At 45.4% G+C, this 555-nt stretch carries 2 pseudogenes; both read right to left on the reverse strand.

The features are described from left to right. Positions 1–291: pseudogene (locus tag QTN95_RS20985) on the reverse strand (hypothetical protein); the annotation flags it as partial. Between the two features lie 122 nt (positions 292–413). Beyond that, a pseudogene (locus tag QTN95_RS20990) lies at positions 414–555 on the reverse strand (type VI secretion system tube protein Hcp); the annotation flags it as partial.

Consider the following 555-nt stretch of genomic DNA (forward strand, 5'->3'; position numbering starts at 1 on the left):
GTTACGACTCAGCAATGGTACATTAGCTGTGTTATCAATGTGGTGCTCTTTAATTATCCACCAAGGCGTATTTTGATCTTGAGCCAAAGTTTGCTGGGTGGGGACGTCTGCTTGCCAACTTTGCCACTGCTGATTGTAGCGGATTAATATGCTGTGATTCCTGAGTAACTGACTGACTTCTTCAGGGAGTAAACGCGGCAGCATTGCGCCAATATAAGCGGGGTTATAGAAAGAAAAAAAGACGCGTTCACCGAGTCCTTCTATATCTATGGTGTACGCCAATGTCGCCATACGTCTCTCCTATCGTTAACCCTAAACACAAAAACCTTAAATACAAATTACCGCGACAACGGTAATTTGGGGTTAAGGCTTTCAGGAGGCTTCCTGTAGGAAACCTCTGAAAATCAAAGCGATTAAGCTTCGATAGGTTTACGCCAATCGTCTGAACCAGACGTACCTGCGTTGACGTGATCCCAAGTGATCTTACGGTACGACATTGAGACCGTTAGATTTTGCGTGAAGTCGGACATCGACGGATCTTGACAGTGTGGCATC

This window comes from Vibrio sp. M260112, from assembly GCF_036533775.1.
Taxonomy (GTDB): domain Bacteria; phylum Pseudomonadota; class Gammaproteobacteria; order Enterobacterales; family Vibrionaceae; genus Vibrio.